The following is a 20583-nucleotide window of genomic DNA, read 5'->3' as shown; positions in this document are numbered from 1 at the left end:
CGAGGTAGAGAAATGGACGTTAATTACACCAGAGCCGCCTGTCACCGAAGGCGGTTTTTTCGTTTTACCGCAGTGATTGCTGCCGCCCTCTTTTTTAAGCTTTTTCTTTTTTATTCCACCCCCTATGCCGGTATCTTTACCGATGAGATGGGAAGAAGGGTCGAGGTTAAGCCCAATCCCTCACGGATAGTTTCCCTTGCCCCTCATCTGACGGAGATACTCTTCGATCTCGGTCTTGGCAAACAAATTGTGGGTGTTACCCTATACAGCAACTATCCTGAAGAGGCCAAAACCAAGGCACGTGTCGGAAGCTACGTAAAGCTTAACCTTGAAAAAATTGTTTCCCTCTCCCCCGATCTCGTTATTGCGACGGCAGATGGAAATCCGAAGGTTGTTGTTGAACGGCTGACCTCTTTAGGCATCCCTGTTTTTGTTATCAACACAAAGGGCATTAGTGACATTTACGGTAATATAATATCCATAGGGGAAGTCACGGGCAGGCCGAAAGAAGGCAGAATAGTTTCTATGAAGCTGAGAGAGAGGATTAAAGGTATTACCGATCTGCTTAAGGGCCTGCGCAAGCGCAAGGTCTTTTTCCAGCTTGGAGCCAACCCTCTTTATACGGCATCGGCCGGAACATTTACAGACGATCTTATTACACTGGCCGGGGGGATAAATATAGCCGGTGAGGAGAAGGTACGTTATCCCGTTTACAGTATGGAAGAGGTACTGAAGAGAAACCCCGAAGTTATATTTTCCGTACTGATGGGTTCAGAAGAGGGGAAATCTGTAAAACCACTATGGGAAAAATGGAAGACTATTGAGGCTGTAAAAAAGGGACAAATCTATGATATTGAGCCTGATATTACAAACCGTGCCTCATCGAGAATAGCAGATGGCCTTGATGCAATTGCCAGAAAACTCCACCCTGAGGCCTTTAATGATCATAAATCTAAGGAATATAAAAGGTAATGCGCTCTTCAGGAAAATTGGCAGGCATTGCCCTGCTTGCCCTTCTTTCAGTGGTGGTGGGCATTGTTTCCATCGCTATAGGGAGCGTAGAGGTTTCTCCATCAGAGATTCTCAAGATTATTTTTTCTGAAGAGGGAAGGGGTCTTCCCGAGAGCACGCAGGCCATTATCTGGCAGATACGGTTGCCAAGGGTGATTATGGCCTTTATTGCAGGGGGAGTACTTGCCGTTGCCGGGGCCTCCTTCCAGGCGCTTTTAAGAAATCCACTGGCTGACCCCTTTATACTCGGTGTTTCAGGCGGGGCGGCCATGGGTGGGGTTCTTGCCATTATTTCCGGCTGGGCCTACTCCGGCTCGGGCATACAAATATTCGCCTTTTCGGGAGCGCTCATGACCATACTTTTTGTCTATTTCATATCGAGGGTAGACGGGCAGATCCCCAAATATAAGATGCTTCTTGCAGGTGTTGTAGTCAACGCCTTTCTCTCGGCCCTTATCATGCTTATACTCACCATGGCCACCGACAGGGCGCTTGCCTCGGCCCTCTTCTGGCTTATGGGTGATCTCAGCGGTTCGAGCTGGGAGAGAATAGTGGGAAGCCTTCCTTACTTAATTGCGGGGCTGGCCGTACTCTATATGATGTCGAGGGAGATGAACCTGCTGCTTCTCGGTGAAGAACAGGCAAGGGAACTGGGAACGGATACGGAAAGGGTAAAGTTTCTTATTTTCATTGCTGCATCACTTGTGACAGGTGTTATTGTTTCCGTGAGTGGTCTCATCGGTTTTGTGGGACTCATCGTTCCCCATGCGGCAAGACTCATCTGGGGAGCTGACCACAGGTTTCTCTTTCCGGCGTCTTTATTACTTGGTGGTGCTTTCCTCACCATTGCCGATACGACGGCACGGACAGTCATGGCGCCTACGGAGCTTCCCGTCGGTGTTATTACAGCGCTTGTCGGCGGGCCCGTCTTTGTCTATCTTATGAAAAAGAGGCTTCATGAGTAAGCTTGAAAATATCATAGAAGTTGATAATCTTCACTTCGGTTATAACGGTGGGGAGATACTTAGAGGGATCAATCTTGCTTTGAAAGAGGGTGAAATGGTCGGTGTCATCGGGCCTAACGGTTCGGGGAAGAGTACTCTTCTTAAACTGGTGTCGGGGCTTTTCTCTCCCTGGAAGGGTGAAGTAAGAATCAAGGGCAAGCCTGTTGCTTCATACAAGCGGAGAGAGATTGCCCGCATCATTGCCTCCGTATCGCAGGATATTGAGCGGGATTTCCCCTTTACCGTCAGGGAAATTGTGTCCATGGGGAGATCTCCCTATCTCGGCCGTTTTGCCATCGAGGGAAAGGGTGACCGGAAAGTCATCGACGGGGCACTGGAGCTGACCGATATCGCTCACTATGGAGAAAGGTTTCCCTATCAACTGAGCGGAGGTGAGAGACAGCGCATGCTTATCGCAAGAGCACTGGCTCAGGAGCCGCAGGTTCTTCTTATGGATGAACCTACGTCCTATCTCGATCTCAACCACCAGATTGAGATTAACCGGCTTGTACTTCAACTGAAAAATGAAAAGAGCCTCGGTGTTATTTACGTTACCCATGATCTCAATATCGCTGCCGAGTGTTGCGACAGGGTGGTCATGCTCAAAAAGGGAGAGATTATTGCCGAAGGAAAACCGATGGAAGTAATTTCAAGAGAAAATATAGAGACTGTCTACGGCTGCCACGTACTTGTCGATGAAAATCCTGAGACGGGCAGGCCCAGGGTGACGCCCGTCATGAGCGAGGGAGTACATGGCTGACTGCATCATGATACAGGGAACAGGCTCCCATGTAGGCAAGTCGGTTTTAACTGCTGCGCTATGCCGTATCTTCAAAGAAGATGGCACTAATGTGGCGCCCTTCAAATCCCAGAATATGGCGCTAAACTCTTTTGTTACCGAAGAGGGTGGCGAAATGGGGCGAGCCCAGGTGGTGCAGGCTGAAGCGGCAGGGCTCAAACCTCATGTAGACATGAATCCCATCCTCATCAAACCCCATGCCGATATGGAGGCCCAGGTCATTATTCACGGCAAGGTAGTGGGCAACTATTCGGCTAAAGATTTTCACGGCTTCAAGAAAAAGGCCATGAAGTACGTCAAGGAGAGTTACGACCGTCTTTCCGGTAAGCATGACCTTATCGTCATTGAAGGAGCGGGTTCTCCTGCCGAAATCAACCTGAGGGAAAACGATATTGCTAACATGGGAACGGCCCATCTCGCAGGTGCGCCTGTTATTCTCGTTGGAGATATTGATAAAGGGGGCGTCTTTGCTTCCCTCGTGGGAACCCTTGAACTGCTTGATGACGCTGACAGGGAGAGGATCAAAGGCTTTATTATCAATAAATTCAGGGGCGATATCTCTCTTTTAAAACCGGGCCTCGATTTCCTTGAGAAAAAAACGGGATTACCCGTTCTCGGCGTTATTCCTTACTTCAGGGACATTTACATTCAGGAAGAGGACTCGGTCAATCTCGATAACAGAAAAGATGTAGAGACGTGCCGCCGGGACGTCTCCCCGGATAAGAACAGTGCTATTGAAATAGTCGTCCTCTACCTTCCCCATATTTCCAACTTTACTGATTTTGATCCCTTTGCTTCAGAGGCTGACGTCAATGTCCGCTATGTAACGTTCGGCGAGAGAATCGGCGAGGCGGACCTGATTATTATTCCCGGTTCTAAAAGTACGATTGCAGACCTGCATTCGTTAAAAAGCAGCGGATATGCCGATGAAATTGCGGCCCATGTCGACCATGGAGGGAAATTGATCGGCATATGCGGCGGCTATCAGATGCTGGGGAAGGCCATATCCGATCCGCAGGGCGTCGAAGGGAGAGGAAGCATTGAGGGCCTCGGTTATCTCGACATAAAAACCGTTATGAACCGGGAGAAGATGACGCAGCAGGTGGAGGCAATCGGTGTAAAAGGGAGTATTTATAAAGAGAATGAAAAACCTCTCAAAGGCTATGAAATACATATGGGGGAGAGTTTTTATATAGGTGGCGCAAGACCCCTCTTCGAGATCATAAGGCGCGGCAGGCAAACCATGACCGTTTATGACGGGGCCTCGGCAAGAAAGGGGCAGATATGGGGAACCTATATGCACGGAATCTTCGATAATGATGATTTTCGCCGGACACTGCTCGATAAGATAAGAAGGGAAAAGGGGATTGTTTCCAATAGCGATACAAATAGCCATGATGCAGCCAAGGAAGAGGGTTTTAGAAAACTGGCGGAACTTGTCAGGGAAAATCTCGATTTGGAAAAGGTTTATGAGATTGTGAGGATTGATTAGTGTCCTTTAGCCAGGAATTTACGTTAAATAATTTTTAAAATCAACTTAAATGTCATTTCGACGAGGCACGAGGAGAAATCTTAAAGGACTGAAACACAGGTGACGTTACAGATTTCTCCCTTTGGTTCGAAATGACAAAAAATGAGCTTATCTATAAACACCAAATAACTAAACTAATGCCCATACCAAAAAGAGACATACTGCTAAGACGTGGCGACGCAAGAAACTACCTTTTTGAAAAATGCCCCTGGTATCCCTGCCATGAGGAATTAGAGACGTGCAACATGTGTTTTTGCATCTTCTACCCCTGTGAGGATGAAAAGCTTGGTGAATATGTTACCTCAAGTAAAGGGGGGCAGGTCTGGTCCTGTATGAATTGCAACTGGGCTCACAGGGAAGAAACAGCAAATGCACTGAGAGAGTTTCTTAAAGATAAAGCTAAGAGACGACTGGGGTTTAAGGAAATGTATCTTGCATTTATAGAGGGTCTTGATTCAAAGAGGAAACCATGAGCCGTAGCGCTTTTATTATTGCAGGAGTATCGAGTGGCGTCGGAAAGACAACAATCAGCCTTGGGCTTATGGCAATAATTAAAAAAAGAGGTTTAGAGGTTCAGCCCTTCAAGGGAGGACCGGATTACATAGATGCCGGCCACCACAGTGCGGTATGTACAAGACCTTCCTGCAACCTCGATACGTGGATGATGGGTGAAGAGGGGGTCTGTAATAGTTTTATGCGTAATATGGCAGGGGCGGATGTAGGGATAGTGGAAGGAGTAATGGGCCTTTACGATGGTAAAGATGCTTACAGCGATGAAGGAAGTACGGCCCATCTGGCAAAGGTACTGGGTCTCTCCATAATCCTTATTGTCGATGCAAGTGCCATGGCGAGAAGCGCTGCGGCTATTGTCCATGGTTTCGAGAACTTTGATATGGATGTAAATATAGGGGGTGTAATATTTAACAGGGTTGGCAGTGAAGGTCATTTTAAGATACTAAAGGAGGCTGTAGAATCTTCCTCCTCTGTCAAGGTTCTCGGTTATCTTCCGAGAGAGGAGGAGATATCCATAGCTGAGAGGCATTTGGGCCTCGTTATGCCTTTAAAAAATCATCAAAGAGATGAGGAGAAGATTGCTACACTACTGGAGCAGACGGTTAATGTTGATGAGCTTTTAAAAATAAGCCACATTGATGTGGACATGAGCCGGGAATCAGGAGTAGAAGATAAAATGCAGCCTGAATCAACCCCCCTTATCGCAGTGGCAAGGGACAGTGCCTTCTGTTTCTATTATGAGGAGAATCTTCATATTTTAAGGGAGGCAGGAGCAAGGCTTGTCAACTTCAGCCCCATTCATGACCGGTCTTTGCCTGAACAAACGACGGGGATTTACATTGGTGGTGGTTACCCCGAACTTTACGGGAGTGAGCTTGCTGCAAATGTGGATTTGAAAAGTGAGATAAAAGAAAGAGCGAATAAAGGTATGCCTGTCTATGCAGAATGCGGTGGCCTTATCTACCTGGGTAAATCTATAACAAATGTCGAAGGGGCCGAGTCTGAAATGGTCGGCCTCTTTCCCTGGAAGGTAAGGATGTTTTCAAAGTTAAGGGCTCTGGGTTACAGAGAAATAACGGCAAAAAGCGATTTTCCTTTTATTAAAAAAGGAGAAACCATAAGAGGGCATGAATTCCGTTATTCCGGTATTGAAGCTTATGAAGAGACAAAAACCGGTTATAGCCTTTCCTACGGCCAAAGAGAGGAAGGCTACCTATACAAGAAAGCAGTGGCAAGTTATATTCATCTCCACTTTGCCAGTAATCCTGACTTTGCCGAAGGTTTTGTCTCTTCTTGCAGGGAATGGATGAATACGAATTAAGGTGTAAGAAAAAAGTAAATAACTGACTAAAAGTACCATTTATTAAAACTTTGCGGTCAAGGGAATCCGGTTGAAATCCGGAGCTGTCCCGCAACTGTAAAGGGAGCGAAAGCCGTAGCAATCCACTGATAATATTCCCCCTCTCCCACTGGGAGAGGATTGGAGTGAGGGAGTCGGGAAGGAACGGTAAGTAGGATGCCCTGAGCCAGGAGACCTGCCGTAAGGTTAATAAGAAAATCCTTTCGAGGCAAAAGGAGGCGCATATGCAGATAGTTGAAGATGGCTGAAATTAAGTGATTGTCGACAGAAATTATTTTTAAATCACTTAATTATTATGTAGGAGCAGAAAGGTAAATGAAGAAAAGATTGTTTTTTATGACGGCAATGATTGCTTTTTTCCCGTCACTATTATTGGCGGGAGAACAGTTATTAGAAGAAGAAGAGATAAACATTGGTTATATCGTAATAACGGCAACAAGAAATGAGCAGGAGGTGGAAGATGTCACCTCTGCTGTAACAGTTGTTACCAACAAGGAGATAGAAAGGAAGCAGCCTGTTTCAGCCCTTGAAGTATTGAGAGGGATTTCAGGAATTGATGTTGTTCAAACGGGTGGGCTTGGAAGGAAAACGAGTATCTTTATCCGTGGGGGAGAATCGGACCATACCCTCGTTATGATTGACGGCATGCAGGTTAACAGCCCAAATTCAGGAAGTTACAATTTTGGTGATCTCATGTCTGATAATATTGAAAGAATAGAGATCATCAGGGGACCGCAAAGTACTCTCTATGGCTCCGATGCTCTGACGGGGGTTATAAATATCATTACAAAAAAAGGAACCGGCCCTGCAGAAATTATTCTTTCCGCTGAAGGAGGATCCTATGAAACATACAAGGAAAGAGCTTCTGTCTCGGGAGGTAGTGAAAAGGTGAAATATTCGTTCTCGGCGTCCAGAGTCGATTCAAAAGGTTTTTCTGCTGCTTCCGAGAAAGATGGCAACAGTGAAAAAGATGGATATGGAAATACGACGGTTTCGGGCAGGGCGGTTATCAACATGACAAAGAAATTCGATGTAGACCTGTCTATGAGATATACCGATGCTGATACAGATTTGGATGCGGGGGCGGGAAGTGGAGGTGATGATCCGTACCGCAAACAGGAAGTGATGACGAGGCTCGGTTCAGTCAAACTCAACCATCATGCTCTTTCCTGGTATTCCTATTTTATTAAACTTGCAGGGACCGATGAAATCTTGAAGGATATAAAATCAGGGGGTATTTCAGAAATAAAGACAAGGGTTGAAGAAGTTGATTGGCAAAATGATTTTTCTATAGGTGATATAAATATTCTTACTGTCGGCTATGAATATGAAAAAAAAGAAGGGCAATATGATTCAGCAAAAATTGATCATGCCGTCTACAATAACGCTATTTATATTCAGGATCAGCTTTTTCTCTTTGATGAAGATCTAAGTTTGTCGGCAGGAATGAGAAGAGATGATCACAGCAAGTTTGGTGATGAGGTTATCTATCAGGCGGGTATCTCTTATAAGCTGGCTGCAAGCAATACTCGTTTTATGGGGAATTGGGGAGAGGGTTTCAAAGCCCCTACGTTGAATGACCTCTATTTTAATACAGGCTGGGCTGTTGGAAATCCGGATTTAAAGCCTGAAAAAAGTACGGGCTATGATATTGGAATTGAACAATGGTTTGGGAAAAGAACAGTAAGGATAGGGGGTTCTTATTTTAATAACAGGTTTAAGAACCTCATTGCCTGGGATTGGTCTGTATTTCCTATGACTCCAAAAAATGTTTCCAGGGCAGAAACTAAGGGATGGGAATTCGGGCTTGACGTAAAACCCCATAGAACGCTTCTCCTTTCCGCATCCTGTACGGTTATGGATACGGAAGACGAAGCAACAGGAAATGAACTTGCCAGAAGGCCGAAAAACAAAGGTTCTGTCTCGGCAACCTGGACGCCGGGCAGTGCCGACTTTAACCTGACTATAAATAAAGTAGGAAGGCGTTGGAATGATTCTGATAATATTGATAAACTGAAATCCTATACCAAAGTCGATTTTGCCGCATCCTTTGATCTTACTAAAAATCTGTCTATTTTCGGTAGGGGAGAAAACCTTCTTAATGAAGATTATGAAGAAGTAAAAGGATATGGTACAGCCGGGATTTCCTATTATGGCGGAATAAAAGTGAAGTTCTAATGACAATAAAGGGACAGATGCATCTGTCCTTTTACTTTTTTATGAGAGGTTTCTTTTGGTCAAGCTGAGGCATGCATTTGTACTTTCCATTTTCTTCCACTTAGGGATTTTAATGCTTATTTCACCTATTATTCCATCACTTGACGAAGTGGGAAAAAGCATTACAAAAACGTTCTTTGTGGAGCTTGTAAAGAGAAGTAGTAAAAAAGAAACTTCCACACCTGCAGCTTCGCCTGATAAGAAGGAGGCCGATAAAAAAATAAATGGGCAGGTAAAAAAGCTTATAATCCCGCAAGTTTTTGAAACTGTTGTTCCAAAAGAAAAACCGCAAATTACAGCTATTGAGCCTGTAATGGCAGCTGCCGCTGAGAATGAGGTGATAGAGGCTCTTGTTGTCCATACCGGGAATGAGCCAAAAGCAGAGCCTGAAACAGAACCTGAAACTCCGCTTGATGCATCCGGCGAAGAGGCCGTTAAAAATGAGGTACTGGAAGAAGGAAGTGAAATACCGGTGTCTCTTTCAGGGCGTGAAGAAGCTTTTCTTTCTGTTAAAGAAGTCAACTATTCGTTGATACTTGAAAAGATCGAAGCTGCCAAATTGTATCCCAGGGTGGCGCGAAAGAGGGGGGTTGAAGGTGTAGCTGTAGTAAAGTTCAGCATTGCTCCCGATGGTAATGTCAGTGAAATTATGATTGAGCAGGCATCAGGGTATTCTATCCTTGATAAAGCGGCCATCAAATCCATTAAGAGGGCTGCTCCCTTTCCACAGTATGATTCTATGCTGAAGGTAGAAATTACATTTAAGCTTACTTAAAAAATACAGGAGAAGATTTTTGAAAATAATTAAGGAAACAGCAACGGCGATTAAAGAACTGGATAAATCCTATTTTGAAAAGGCGCAGGAGCGTCTTGATTCTCTTACAAAGCCGAGAGGCAGCCTGGGAAGGCTCGAAGAGCTTGCCGCACAGGTCGTGACTATCAGGGAAGATTTGGCCCCTAAATTAGATAATAAGGTTATTTTCACCTTTGCCGGTGATCATGGCGTTACGGAAGAAGGCGTATCGGCCTTTCCAAAAGAGGTAACACCTCAGATGGTATTCAATTTTCTTAATGGTGGCGCAGGTATCAACGTCCTTGCAAGGCAGGCGGGTGCCGAGGTAGCCGTTGTCGATATCGGTGTTGATTATGATTTTGAGGAGGCGGAAGGGCTGATTCAAAAGAAGGTCGTTAAAGGCACGAAAAATATGGCTAAAGGACCCGCAATGACAAGGGAAGAAGCTGAGAAGTGCATCGAAGTGGGTATTAATCTGGCCAATGACTTTGCCGATAAAGGGTACAATCTTTTTGGTACGGGCGAAATGGGGATAGGGAATACGACGCCGTCAAGTGCCATCATTACCGTCTTTTCAGGGAAGAGTGCAAGAGAAGTGACGGGAAGAGGGACAGGGATTGATGATGAGGCCCTTGAAAATAAGGCAAAAGTTATTGAAAAGGCTATTGAATTGAATAAACCTGATGCTAACGACGCCATTGATGTACTTACAAAAGTAGGCGGCGCTGAAATTGCCGGTATTGCCGGGTTATGCCTCGGTGCTGCTGCAAGAGGTATCCCTGTTCTCATAGACGGTTTTATTTCGACAGCAGGCGCGCTCATTGCCTATGAGATTGAACCAAAAGTAAAGGAATACATGATTTCGGCCCATAAGTCGGTTGAAAAAGGACATGAGATAATGCTTGAAAGAATGGGACTAAGGCCTATCATCGATCTCGATTTCCGGTTGGGCGAAGGAACAGGCGCTGCAATCGGAATGGCTATCGTTGAATCGGCTGTCAGGATTTATAATGAGATGGCGACTTTTGCCGAGGCGAGTGTATCGGAAGAAGAGTAAAAGCAATAGAACGCGGATGACACGGATAACGCAGATTTCCACGGATTTTTATCCGTGATTATCCGTTAAATCTGCGTTATCTGCGTTCCATTATTATTAGGTATTTATGTCAGAATTTATATTTATAACCGGCGGCAGAAGAAGCGGAAAGAGCAGCTATGCCCTTGAGCTGGCTGAGTCATTGGGAACAAAGTGCCTCTATATTGCGACAGCCGAGGCCTATGATGAAGAAATGGAGGCACGTATTGTCCGACACAAAGAAGAGCGCGGTGATAGCTGGGAGACGGCGGAAGAGCCATATCATGTGGCGGACCTTCTTAGAGACTCGTCAAAGTACGATGTGATTCTTGTTGACTGCCTGACACTTTGGCTTTGTAATGTTATGCATGAAGAGCTTATCCCCTCTACCTTGATGGGAGAGGGTCAGGGTGGGGGTGAAAAGATGAGTGATGAAGAATATATCCTGGAAAAAATTGATGATCTCACCCTTTCCTGCCGTGAGAGTCATGCCATTGTCATCGTTGTTACTAACGAACTCGGCCTGGGCGTCATCCCCGACAATACCCTGTCCCGACAATTTACCGATCTGGCCGGGATTATGAATCAGCGTATGGCGGCGGCGGCTGATCGTGTCGTTCTAACTGTTTCGGGTATTCCAATGATCATAAAGGGTGCCTGATGCGGGATTTTCTTACGGCATTAGGGTTCCTGACTCTGTTCCCTCATCCCCAATACGATGATTTTGAGGGTAAGGATCTTGGTTGTTCCATGGCGGCCTTTCCTCTTGTCGGTCTATTTTTGGGGATTATCCTTGTTATTAGCGATTTTATTCTCTCCTCCTTTCTACCGGAGGGACTCACAAATATTCTCCTTATTGCACTGCTCGTTATTCTTACAGGTGGTCTCCACCTTGATGGATTCATGGATACCCTCGATGGAATCGGTGGGGGAAATAACAGGGAAAAGATCCTTGCCATCATGCGCGACAGCCGGGTGGGTGCCTTTGGGGCTATAGGTATTATCTTTCTTGTTATTATCAAGTGGGAAGCGCTTAATTCCCTGGGGAGTGACGTAAAAACAACGGCCCTTCTTTTGATGCCCCTTATTTCAAGGTGGGCGATGGCGCTTCTTACCCATATCTCCCCTTATGCAAGAGCTGAGGGACTTGGCAGGCCTTTTGCCGATGGTCTCACGAGAGAGAGGATTTATTTTGCCCTTGCTTCCACCCTGGTTATTTCTCTCTTTCTTTTTGGATTCAAGGGAATAGTTATAGTTTTTATTATTATCATTCTTTCCTTTGTTTTGGCTGGGTGGTTTCGTAATAAAATTGGAGGGATTACCGGAGATGTGATCGGTGCCTGGAACGAGTTGGCAGAGTTGCTGGTGTTGCTGCTTATTTTGTTTTTTACTTAGCCATTATTCCCCACTTCAGTAAAGGGGGGGAAGGGGGGATTTGTACCATTTTGAATTAAATCCCCTTTCCAAAGATGGAAATTTTGACAACAGTTCTTAGGAACATCTTCTTTATGCCCTATGGGTACCGCGAAAATAATAAGTATTCAGAATAAATATGGCTGAAGTCTACCTGTCACCTTACCTGATCATAGCAGCACTCATCCTCGATTTTATTCTGGGTGAGAGCGATAGAATGCCTCATCCTGTTATCTGGTTCGGAAAGGTTATCAATTGGTCTGAAGAAAATTACAATGATGAGAGCCTGTCATCATTTTACAGAAAAGTGGCGGGATTAGTGCTTGCCCTGCTTCTCCCTCTGGTTGTTTATATTTTAACATTTTTACTTTTAAAGTTTGCCTTTTACCTGGGTTGGACGTCGGGTATTTTGATGGCCCTGCTGCTTGCCTACATGACCCTCTCAGCAAGAGGCTTGAGAGATGCTGCCCACAGGGTGTACGATACCCTTAACAAAGACGATCTGTCCGGCGCCAGAGAAGCGCTCTCTCACGTCGTTGGCCGTGATACCTCCCGACTGGATGAACCAGAGATCGTAAGAGCTACTATTGAGACGGTTGCAGAGAACAGTTCCGATGGTGTGATTGCCCCGCTACTTTATTTAATAATCGGTGGTGTTCCACTTGCCATGGCTTACAAGGCAATCAACACACTTGATTCCATGGTGGCTTATAAGAATGAGAAGTATTGTGACTTCGGTTGGGCCTCCGCCAGGCTCGATGATATGGTCAACTATATTCCTGCGAGATTAACAGCCTTACTCATCGTGTTTTCAGCCTGGTTTCTTGATTTTGACTGGAAAAGATCCTGGAAAATGATGCTAAGGGATTGCAGGAACCATCCCAGTCCCATGCCGGTTTTCCCGAGGCGGCAGCAGCGGGGGCCCTTGGTGTTCAGTTGGGAGGTCTTAATCACTATCCCGGCAGGATTGAGGAAAGACCGCTTATCGGGGATAATATGATGCTGCTTGAGCGGGAGCATATTGGTGGAGCAATTAAACTAATGTATGTATCATCAATCCTGACGGTTTTAATTGGCCTTTTTGTAAGAGGGATTTTAAATTAATGAAATACAAACATGGCGGCAACATAAGAAAAGTAGCTGAGACATACGGCATTGATGAGGCCTCCATCATTGATTTCAGCGCCAACATCAATCCTCTCGGCATTTCATCTAAAACAAGAGAGGCAATATCAGGGGCCATCGACAGTATTGTAAATTACCCTGATACGGAATCATGCCGACTCATAAGTGCACTTTCAAAATATCACGAAATCAAGGCAGATTGCATCCTGACCGGTAGCGGAGCAACAGAGCTTATTTACCTCATCCCGAGGGTTTTGCGGCCTAAAAAGGCACTTGTCATTGCTCCGGCCTTTTCCGAATATGAAGGGGCCTTATTTTCAGCAGGCTGCAAGGTTGATCATTTTATTCTCTCACATGAGGATGCATTCCAGCTAAATATGGATGCCCTTTTTAAAACCATGGAAAAAGGCTATGACACACTCTGGTTAGGAAATCCGGCCAACCCGACAGGCCGTTTAATTAAGAAAAAAGAGCTTTTGAGAATAGCTGAAAAATCGACTGATCTTGGAATGACACTGATCGTAGACGAGGCTTTCATCGATTTTTGTGAAGAGGAATCTGTAAAGATGGAAGTGATGAACTTTCCTGACTTAATCGTCCTTCGATCGATGACAAAGTTTTATGCCCTTCCCGGTTTGAGAGTGGGCTATCTTTTTGCTCATAAAAGCCTTATTGAAAAGATTAAAAAATTTAAAGAACCCTGGACGGTAAACTGTCTTGGTGAAGCGGCAGCCATTGCCTCTCTTGAAGACCCCCTGTATAGAGAGGCAACGGTAAAATTTATCACGGAGGAGAGAAAATTCCTTACCCATGAAGTTAGTAAATTGTCTGCTTTTAAGGTTTTTCCCACTCCGGCTAATTACCTGCTTCTAAAAATCAACAATAACCTTGCTTCCTCCCGGATTCAGGACAAGCTGATAAAAGATCATGGCATACTCATCAGGGATTGCAGCAACTATGCAGGTTTGGATGAGAGCTTTATCAGGGTGGCTGTTAAAGGAAGGGATGAAAACAGGCGTCTGATAAATGCCTTTTTCAGATTTTAAAGGGGGAAAAAGCCCCTGCAAGGACATAAATTATATATTCATTGCTCCTCTGGCAGAAGAGATGAAAAAAGAACTTGCTCAAAGAGAGAAAGTATTTATTCCGAATTATTTGAAGCAAAACTATTTATCATTAAATAACAGGCAGGTGATTCTATGAAAGATGAAAAAACGCGGATATACCTATTAAGGCATGGTGAAACGGCAAACACCAAAGGGGAGTTCCGTTATAATGGTCACTTTGATGTTGATCTTACCGAAGAAGGGGAGAGGCAGCTTTCGCTGCAGGCCAAAAAAATAAAGAATCGCCCTCTGGCCAGGATATATTCGAGTGGTCTTGTAAGGTCTGTTAAAGGGGCCGGCGCTATTGCAGAGGAGGTGGTCGCCGATGTACGGCATGATGAGCGGCTCAAAGAGATTGCGGCAGGCCGCTGGGAGGGTCTCACCATGAAAGAAGTGCTTGAAAGATTTCCCCATGAGTTTGAAAGGAGATTCGAGGATATTGTTAACTACAGGGTACACGATGGAGGGGAAAACCTGATTGACGTACGCAATCGGGCCCTGTCTGCCCTGGCAGAAATCGTTGAAAGACATAAAGGTAAAGAGGTGGCTATTGTAGGTCATGGCGGGACTAACCGGATCATCCTTTGCGAAGCAATGGGCCTGGAATTGAAAAATCTCCTCAGAATTGAACAAGATTTTGGTTGTATGAATATCATCGATTATTACGATGGAACGTCAGTTGTAAAATTGCTTAACCAGCGGCCATAATGCACTTTATGACAGTTAACTTTATCTTGACTTTTAGTCCTCTTAATGTATCATTAGTTTGATAAAATGAAGTAATTTCCATAAGAAAATTTAGGTCTGCATGTTTGATAAATTATTTTCTTTTAAAAAGAAGCCAAAAAAGAAAGCCGGCGGCGAAAGTTCACTAGATGATGAGATTTTCTCCGCTTCCGGAAGTGAAGGCGGAGATGAGGACTTTTTCAGTGAACCCTCCTTCGGCGCCGAAGGAGTTGAGGGCGCTGAAGGACCTCCTTCAGTACCCGGCGACATCAGTTTGACTGATAGTTCCGAAGATGATATTTCTGCGCCGGATCGCTTTGGGGAAAGCTCAGATGTTTTTTCCGAAGATGATCTTCTAAAGTCAAGCAAGGTTGTAAAAAGAGGAAGCGGCAGACGCACTTTTTTGCTTTTCATACTCTTCCTTCTTTTTGGTGGTTATGCCGCTTATACGTATATTTTACCCCAGTATTATCCCGATCTTCTGGCGGAACTCACGCAAATCATAAGTGAAGTGTCTATTGAAAAGGTTTCAACTAAAAAAGAGGCGCCCAAAAGAGTTGCCGTTAAAAAGGCCGTTCCACCCAAACCCGCTCCACCGAAACCCACTCCAGCAAAACCATCAGAGGAGGCTGCAAAAGCCGGGGCACCTGTAAAACCGGATGAAAAAGCTGTTCCTGTAGCTAAAGCACGGCAGGAAGCTAAAGCGGTAGTTGCCAAGGCAGTGCCTGCCGGAAAAAAACCTGAAGCCGTGCCTCTCGATGATGCCCTCGAGCCGGTGGAGAAAGAAGCTAAAAAACCGAAGCAGAAGGAAGCAGCCAGGCCTGTGCCGGCAAAAGTGAAGGCGCCGCCTGTCAAACCTGCAGAACCTGTAAAGAAGGAAGAGCCGGCAGTGAAGGCGCCACCGGTTCCCAGGAAAGAAGTAACTGCTCCGCCTAAGCCGGCGCCAAAACCTAAAGCAAAGCCAAAACCCCCAAAACCCGTTGTCAGGCCATCTAAAAAAGCCGGAAAAGATATTAAGATTGCCAGGGGAACGGTTCCTGTTTCTGCAAAAGGTTATTACCTTCAGGCAGGTGTTTATATTTTTAAAGGGAACCTGAAAGCGCCCAGGAAAAAGATAGAGTCTCTCGGTTATACTCCGCTTGTTAAACAGGGAAGAAAAGTAATTAAGATGAACAGGCTCCTTGTCGGTACGTGGGGTGACTTTCTCATTGCTGAAGACCTTGTATTGAAGCTTAGGAAAAGTGGATTCAGTGCGGAACTGATCAGTAAAAATGAAAGGTTTGCGGCGCTTATCGGGTCATTCTATTACAAACATATGGCCGATAAGAAAAAGAACTTGCTCAGAAAGAAAGGTTTTGCTGCAAGGATTGAAAAGACACCAATTAACATGAAGGTTCATCATCTTCTTGTTGGTCCCTACAAAACACCGGAAGAAGCGGACACCGTCCTGGATTCTTTAAAGCGTAAGGGCCTGAAAGCAGTTATAATTCAGAAAAGATAAAGCTCATGTCTAAAGCGGCAATAAAGCTTAAGGTTTCCAAACCGACAGCAGAGTGTATAAAGCCTGAAGCGCCCAAAGAGATGAGAATGCTAGCTGCTGAGGGCAGGCTTCCCGTTGAGCCGAAGGAACTGCTTGTGGCGCTTTATTTTCTTACAAAAGATAAAGATCCCCATGTTAGCAGTGAAGCGGAAAAAAGCCTCCTCAATATCCCCCTGCATATTTTAACAGCGACACTGCAATCGGAAGAAACACACCCCAGGATTATAGACCATCTGTCTCATCTCTATGCGGACAATAATGAAATCCTGCAAGTGATTATTGAAAGCCCTAATGTTGTCCGGCAAACACTGGAGGCAATTGCTGAAAGCGCTGATGAGGATCTTCTTGCTTTCATCAGTGAAAAAGGTAGTATTATAAGTAAATATCCCTCTTTATTTGAATGTATAAAGAAAAACCCCGTTATCAGCGCGCCTGTCCTGGAAAAAATTGGTTCTATACTGGAAGAGGATGGTAGTTCCCGTGAAAGTGAAGAATTTCCGGCAGAGTTGATCAAGGAAAAAGAGGAAGCAGATGACGAGGAAAAAGAGGAGGGAAGTCTTTATGCGCAAATTCTTGAAATGGGTGTATCACAGAAAATTAAATTGGCAATAACAGGGAATAAGGAAGCGAGGGGACTTCTTGTCAAGGAGCCAAACAGGTTAATTTGTGGAAATGTAATGAAAAACCCCAGAATAACGGAAAGTGAAGTTGTTCTTTTTTCGTCATCCAAAAGTGTAGGAGAAGAGGTTTTCAGAGCAATCACTGCAAACAGGGACTGGATGAAAAATTACCAGATAAAACTAAACCTCGTGTCAAATCCCCGTGTTCCTCTCCCGACGGCAATGAATCTTCTGACCCATATCAGGGACAAGGACCTGGAGCTTTTATCTAAAAGCAGAAATGTTTCCAAGTCTATTGCTAATATGGCTAGAAGGATGGTCTCAGCTAAAAAGGAGAAAAAGAAATAACAATGGCTCTCAAAAGCGATGAAAAGAAGGAAGTCTATTTAAAGCTGGTTTACTGTGGTCCTGATGACTCAGGCAAGATAGATAACCTTCATTACATTCATAAAAGACTTAATCCTGAACAAAGAGGCGACATTGTTAACCTGGAGCCTGAAGGGATTCAGTTTTTCGATTTCAGCCCCCCTAATATTCCGGAAATAGAGGGATATAAGATTGTCTTTCATCTCTATATATGCCCCACTGAGGTTGAAAATAAAGTCATTGCAAAAAGTGTTTTAAGGGGTGTTGACGGAATAATCTTTATTGCTGATTCTGACCCTGCTGTTGCTGAAAAAAACCTTAACTCCATGAAGGCCCTTGGCACGGATCTGAGTAACTTGAAAATATCCATTGATGCCGTCCCATTTGTGCTGCAATACAACAAAAAAGATTCTGCGGCAGCTGAAGATATTGAGGGACTTGAAGCGTCACTAAATGTATTTGACGCTCCTTCCCTTAAAGCCGAAGCTGGTTCAGGTAAAGGTGTTCTTGAGACCTTTACCCAAATTTCAAAACTGGTGATTAAAGCGAAGCAGGAAGAATCAAATATATCAACAACAGAAAATGCTTCGGAAGATAAATTACTTTCTGAGTTGATGAGAGTAAGGAATGGAGAGGAAAGGCTTGGTCTGGCTGAGGAAGCCGGTGAGAGTTCCCTTGAAGAGAAAGAGCCGGAAGCCGTTTCTGCAGAACCTTCAAATCAGGCGGGAGGAGTTGAGATTGAGGAAGAAGGTTCCCTTGAAGATTCATTAGAGCAATATGCTATTGATGTTGATAATCTTCCCGAAGCGGGAGAAGAAGAAATTCCCGAAGGCGTAGAAATGGAGCCCGGTTTTGAACTGGGCGGAGAGGAAACTGCCTTTGATGAGGTGCCTGGAACGGAAGCCGGTGAAGGGGAATCGCCTGTTTTTGAAGAAGAGGCGGGAATTGAATTGGAAGGCCAGCCGGAAGGAGCGGCCGGTGTTGGTCTTGAAGACCTGGGTGATGTAGAAATTCCCGGTGGTATCGAGATGGAGCCCGGTTTTGAACTGGGTGGTGAGGAAGCTGCCTTTGATGAGGCGCCTGGAGCGGAAGCCGGTGAAGGGGAATCGCCTGTTTTTGAAGAAGAGGCGGGAATTGAATTGGAAGGCCAGCCGGAAGGAGCGGCCGGTGTTGATCTTGAAGACCTGGGTGATGTAGAAATTCCTGAAGGCATAGAAATGGAGCCCGGTTTTGAACTGGGCGGTGAGGAAGATGAAATAGTTTCGGAGATTCCCGATGATTTTGGAGTCGGAGATTCTGAAGAACTGATTTATGGTGAGATGGAGACTGAAGGGGTTGAAGGAATTCCGGAAAGTATTGAAGAAGAGCCTGCCTTTGAAGAAGAGATTCCCCGGGATCTTGCTGAGCCCCAATTGGAGATTCCAGAGGCGCCGATTGAGCCGCAAGTGGCAGAGGCGGAACATGTTATTCCTGGAGATCTGGAAGATATAGATAACCTTGATATTCCTGATGATAGGGGAATTGAACCGCACAATGGACTTGATAAGGGTGAAAAACTTCATTCTCTTCAGCAAGAACCTGATGGGCTGGGAGAAAAAGAAATTGAAGAGGCCGGCCATATTGATATACCGGAATTTTCGGCCATGAAGTCTGCAATAAAAGCTGCTGAAGAAAAGACTGTTGCGCCCGGGTTTATGGAGACGCCTGTTGAGTCGATGAAAAAACCTGGAGAAGAAGTAGAACCTCAAGTAACTCAAGCTGTGACGGGCCGTGAACTTGGTGAGCCTGTTATTACGGAAGTTTTGGATGAAATCAAGGCTTCCATAGGAAAGCCTCTTAACCAGGGAGGCGGGCTCTTCTCCATTCCCCTTGTTCTCGGATCAGGAAAGGATGAAAAAACCTTTAATCTTAAGGTGTCCATTGTTTTGGAAGAGCTCCAGTCAGTAAAGGAGAAGCCCCATAAAGTTGTCGACCATAGAAAAGAGACGGTTAAAAAAGTACAAACGCCGCTAACGCAGGCAGAACCGATTGAAGATGCGTCATTCCTTGAAGAAGCTGAAGAGAAAAAAAGTACTCAAAAACCTCCTCCCCCTGAGATAAAACTTGATGTGAGGCCTGAAAAAAAGAAAAAAGGTTTTTTGGGTGGTCTTTTCGGCAGGAAAAAATAAAAGAGCGGTATATTTCACTTAAGCACCTGAAATATTAATTCCCGGCGGGTGCAGTTTCACGTCCTGCCAATGTGGGACTGCGATACAAAAGGAATTATTCCCATCCATACCCTATCAGCTTGCTGCGAGGTAGTTGATCCTCCTTGCATTTGAAGCTTTTCAGTGTATATTTTTTATATAAACATCTGGTTAGGTGCTTCTCCATTTCCTCATTACAATAAAATCAGGTTCATATGTTAAGCATATTTGCAAAGCTTCTTTCCATTCTTAACTCAGAAACAGCTGCCTGGCAAATTAGCCTTGCTTTTAGCTTTGCCATGGTTGCGGGACTGACGCCTGTGGCCGGTATCCATAATTTATTTGTCCTTTTTCTTATCCTCATTCTTCGTGTTAATCTTTCTTCATTTATCTTCGGCCTTGTCATATTCAGCGGCCTCTCCTTTATTCTGGACCCACTCTTTCATCATCTCGGCAGCGCTATTCTTGCTGCCGCTTCTTTGCAGGATCTCTGGACGTCCCTTTATAATAACCCCTTTATGAGGCTCACCCGTTTTAACAATACCATTGTTATGGGGAGCCTTGCCCTATCCCTTTTTCTTTTCATTCCCCTATTTTTTCTCTTTAATTTTCTCATTAAAAAATACAGGGAAACTATTCTGGAGAAGATTCGAAATACAAAAGTGATGCAGCTTTTTAAGGCAAGCAAGTTCTACAAAGTTTATGAGAAAGTTTCTTATTTGAGGAGCAGTGAATGAAGATCATCCGCATAAAAGGTCTCATCGCTTTTGTTGTTGTCTCAGCTTTAATATTTGGCGCCTGGACCCTTCTTGTCGATGGCGCCGTTAAAAAACTGATAGAAAGTGGCGGTACTTCAATAGTCGGCTCTAAAGTGGAGCTGCAAAAGGCTGATCTTTCTATTTCTCCGTTGGGTCTCACCCTTAAGGGCCTGGATATAACAGATCCCGACAATCCCATGGTAAATATGATTCATGTCGATAAAATTTCATTCCTTATGGCATTTGAGCGCCTGCTTCTTGGCAAGGTCATTATTAATGAAATGTTAATTGACGGCGTCAAAACAGGAACACCGAGAAAGATATCGGGTGCAATCAGGAAAGAAAAGAGAGAAAGCAAAGATAAAGATGCTGCAAAGGGTTTTTCGACTGCTTTTTCCATGCCTTCCCTTGATGTGCCCAATATTGATGACATATTGACC

Annotated in this window: 19 protein-coding genes, 1 pseudogene and 1 riboswitch; all 20 genes and pseudogenes read left to right on the top strand. The window is 44.8% G+C overall.

Annotated features, from left to right (window positions below; translation table 11 throughout):
* Positions 1-12: 12 nt before the first annotated feature.
* Complete coding sequence (locus tag OEV42_06820; GenBank protein ID MDH3973974.1) at positions 13-972, top strand: cobalamin-binding protein; 960 nt, start codon at positions 13-15, stop codon at positions 970-972.
* Entirely contained in the window at positions 972-1976 is a 1005-nt protein-coding gene (locus OEV42_06815; protein MDH3973973.1) for an iron ABC transporter permease, read from the top strand. Before OEV42_06820 ends, OEV42_06815 begins: the two co-directional genes overlap by 1 nt.
* On the top strand, positions 1969-2775 hold the full coding sequence (locus OEV42_06810) for an ABC transporter ATP-binding protein (protein ID MDH3973972.1): 807 nt from the start codon (positions 1969-1971) through the stop codon (positions 2773-2775). The genes OEV42_06815 and OEV42_06810 overlap by 8 nt, the downstream gene beginning before the upstream one ends.
* Positions 2768-4306, top strand: coding sequence for a cobyric acid synthase (locus tag OEV42_06805; protein MDH3973971.1), 1539 nt, complete (start codon positions 2768-2770; stop codon positions 4304-4306). The genes OEV42_06810 and OEV42_06805 overlap by 8 nt, the downstream gene beginning before the upstream one ends.
* A 131-nt stretch (positions 4307-4437) precedes the next feature.
* Positions 4438-4818, top strand: a complete 381-nt coding sequence (locus OEV42_06800) for a hypothetical protein (protein ID MDH3973970.1) — start codon at positions 4438-4440, stop codon at positions 4816-4818.
* A complete protein-coding gene (locus OEV42_06795; protein MDH3973969.1) occupies positions 4815-6179 on the top strand; it encodes a cobyrinate a,c-diamide synthase in 1365 nt (454 codons plus the stop codon). The genes OEV42_06800 and OEV42_06795 overlap by 4 nt, the downstream gene beginning before the upstream one ends.
* Positions 6180-6192: 13 nt before the next feature.
* A riboswitch (cobalamin riboswitch) is annotated at positions 6193-6416 on the top strand.
* Positions 6417-6533: 117 nt separating this feature from the next.
* A complete protein-coding gene (locus tag OEV42_06790) occupies positions 6534-8396 on the top strand; it encodes a TonB-dependent receptor (GenBank protein MDH3973968.1) in 1863 nt (620 codons plus the stop codon).
* Between the two features lie 112 nt (positions 8397-8508).
* Positions 8509-9210 (top strand): TonB family protein, encoded by a 702-nt coding sequence (locus tag OEV42_06785; GenBank protein MDH3973967.1) that lies wholly within the window; start codon positions 8509-8511, stop codon positions 9208-9210.
* A 19-nt stretch (positions 9211-9229) separates the two neighbouring features.
* The gene (cobT, locus tag OEV42_06780; GenBank protein MDH3973966.1) at positions 9230-10285 is read left to right on the top strand and encodes a nicotinate-nucleotide--dimethylbenzimidazole phosphoribosyltransferase; all 1056 of its coding nucleotides are present in this window, start codon (positions 9230-9232) and stop codon (positions 10283-10285) included.
* Between the two features lie 106 nt (positions 10286-10391).
* Entirely contained in the window at positions 10392-10964 is a 573-nt protein-coding gene (cobU, locus tag OEV42_06775) for a bifunctional adenosylcobinamide kinase/adenosylcobinamide-phosphate guanylyltransferase (GenBank protein ID MDH3973965.1), read from the top strand.
* Entirely contained in the window at positions 10964-11698 is a 735-nt protein-coding gene (cobS, locus tag OEV42_06770) for an adenosylcobinamide-GDP ribazoletransferase (protein ID MDH3973964.1), read from the top strand. Before cobU ends, cobS begins: the two co-directional genes overlap by 1 nt.
* A gap of 235 nt (positions 11699-11933) precedes the next feature.
* Positions 11934-12820, top strand: a pseudogene (cbiB, locus tag OEV42_06765) (adenosylcobinamide-phosphate synthase CbiB).
* Positions 12820-13887 (top strand): threonine-phosphate decarboxylase CobD, encoded by a 1068-nt coding sequence (gene cobD / locus OEV42_06760; GenBank protein ID MDH3973963.1) that lies wholly within the window; start codon positions 12820-12822, stop codon positions 13885-13887. Before cbiB ends, cobD begins: the two are co-directional and overlap by 1 nt.
* Entirely contained in the window at positions 13868-14044 is a 177-nt protein-coding gene (locus OEV42_06755; GenBank protein MDH3973962.1) for a hypothetical protein, read from the top strand. Before cobD ends, OEV42_06755 begins: the two co-directional genes overlap by 20 nt.
* Positions 14041-14655 carry a histidine phosphatase family protein gene (locus tag OEV42_06750; protein ID MDH3973961.1) on the top strand — a complete coding sequence of 205 codons (615 nt, stop codon included), beginning with the start codon at positions 14041-14043 and terminating at the stop codon, positions 14653-14655. The genes OEV42_06755 and OEV42_06750 overlap by 4 nt, the downstream gene beginning before the upstream one ends.
* A gap of 100 nt (positions 14656-14755) precedes the next feature.
* The gene (locus tag OEV42_06745) at positions 14756-16174 is read left to right on the top strand and encodes an SPOR domain-containing protein (GenBank protein ID MDH3973960.1); all 1419 of its coding nucleotides are present in this window, start codon (positions 14756-14758) and stop codon (positions 16172-16174) included.
* Positions 16175-16179: 5 nt separating this feature from the next.
* Positions 16180-17181 carry a hypothetical protein gene (locus OEV42_06740; protein ID MDH3973959.1) on the top strand — a complete coding sequence of 334 codons (1002 nt, stop codon included), beginning with the start codon at positions 16180-16182 and terminating at the stop codon, positions 17179-17181.
* Between the two features lie 2 nt (positions 17182-17183).
* Positions 17184-19367, top strand: coding sequence for a hypothetical protein (locus OEV42_06735; GenBank protein MDH3973958.1), 2184 nt, complete (start codon positions 17184-17186; stop codon positions 19365-19367).
* Positions 19368-19600: 233 nt separating this feature from the next.
* Complete coding sequence (locus OEV42_06730) at positions 19601-20122, top strand: TIGR03546 family protein (protein MDH3973957.1); 522 nt, start codon at positions 19601-19603, stop codon at positions 20120-20122.
* Positions 20119-20583: hypothetical protein (locus tag OEV42_06725; GenBank protein MDH3973956.1), on the top strand; the 465-nt coding region annotated here is incomplete at its 3' end. The genes OEV42_06730 and OEV42_06725, both read left to right, overlap by 4 nt.

This window comes from Deltaproteobacteria bacterium (genome assembly GCA_029860075.1).
Classification (GTDB): Bacteria; Desulfobacterota; JADFVX01; order JADFVX01; family JADFVX01; genus JAOUBX01.
The sequence above is the reverse complement of the archived record's forward strand: the minus strand, read 5'-3'. Positions and strand labels throughout refer to the sequence as shown.